Source organism: Neisseria sp. P0021.S006, assembly GCF_051956895.1.
On record NZ_JBQCWZ010000387.1, the window covers coordinates 1 to 1,312 of the forward strand.

Annotated in this window: 1 protein-coding gene and 1 pseudogene; both read right to left on the reverse strand. The window is 52.5% G+C overall.

Translation table 11 applies throughout. The features are described 5' to 3' along the window. Positions 1–102: 102 nt before the first annotated feature. Positions 103–1,161 (reverse strand): annotated as a pseudogene (locus tag ACTHUM_RS14370) (beta-ketoacyl synthase N-terminal-like domain-containing protein). Next, the coding region (locus tag ACTHUM_RS14375) for an acyl carrier protein (RefSeq protein ID WP_440403207.1) at positions 1,158–1,312 on the reverse strand (155 nt) is incomplete at its 5' end. The pseudogene ACTHUM_RS14370 and the gene ACTHUM_RS14375, both read right to left, overlap by 4 nt.

A 1,312-nucleotide genomic window follows, 5' to 3' on the forward strand; every position in this document is an offset into this window, starting at 1 on the left:
TATCTATACCGCTTTGCTGCTTTAAGGTTTGTTTGAGGATTTTACCGCCGGTGCCAGCGTCAGTATCAAAACGCACAGCGGCGGTAATATGGATATTAGGATTTACGGTTGCCATTGCCATACCAAAGATGTGTTGCTGCCGCCAAAACCAAACTGATTGGCCAAACAGAAAAAGCCGCCTTTTTGTGAAGCTGCACATTCGGAAAAACAAATTTTCCGCCCCTGATAATCGTTGCTTCCGCCTTGTTTTAAAGCGGATAAAAGCAGGGCTGTTTCAAGGGCTGCCGTGGCGCCAAGCGTGTGTCCAATTTGCGGTTTGAACGCCATCAAAGGCGGCAGTGTACCGAATATATTTTCCAGTGCGGCCAATTCGGCGGCATCGCTGTCAGCCGTGCCGATGCCGTGTGTTTTAACGGCTGCAATGCTTTCAGGAGCGATGCCTGCAACATCCAAAGCTCGACGCATCACCTGCTCTTGCGCTTGGCCATCGCTTTGAATCAGGTCATTGCCTGTATTGGCGGCGTGTCCGATAAGTTTCAGACGGCCTGAAGAAGATTCGGGAGCAGCAGAAGATAAGGCAAGCGCGGCAACACCTTCGCCTAAAATCAAACCGTTTCCGCCAAAAGGCTGATAGTGTTCGGCCAGCAAACCCAAGCTGTGAAAATGCAGCAAAGTCAGCCGGTTGAGGTTTTCAATGCCAAGCACAAAGGCACGCTCCGCCCCGCCGCGCAAGCAGTTATCCGCCTGAATCAGCGCATGGGCGGATGAAGTGCAGGCAGTAGCGAAACTGAAAATCTGCCGATTGCCGCTGCGCCGGCGCAAATCTTCGGCGAGATAAAGCAGATTATGTTCCTATACCACCCTATTGCCTGCAAAATGACGGTTTTCATATTCGGAGATGGAATAGGAACTGGAACCGATAAACACCGGCGCATCATGCCAGCTTTCAGACGGCCAGCCTGCATTTTCGGCGGCTCGGCGCAAATGTTGTTCGGCAATATCCGCAAATTCCTTCCGCCCCAAACTGTCGCCGGCGAATGCACGAAAATAAGCAGCCTGCTGCGGCTGGTTTAAAAACGTATAAGACACCGCATCAGGCCATCTGAAATCCGTTTGCGGATTCAAGGCAGAAGTGGCCGCCGTACCGCAAACCCAACTCACGCGCCATGCTCCGCACGGATAAACGCCGCCAAATCGCGTACGCACATCATATGTTTGCGCACCATACGGTCGCCCTGCAGGCGCACTTGGAAATACTGTTGCAAGGCAACGCTGATTTGCAGCGCATCAAGCGAATCCAAACCGACCGGAC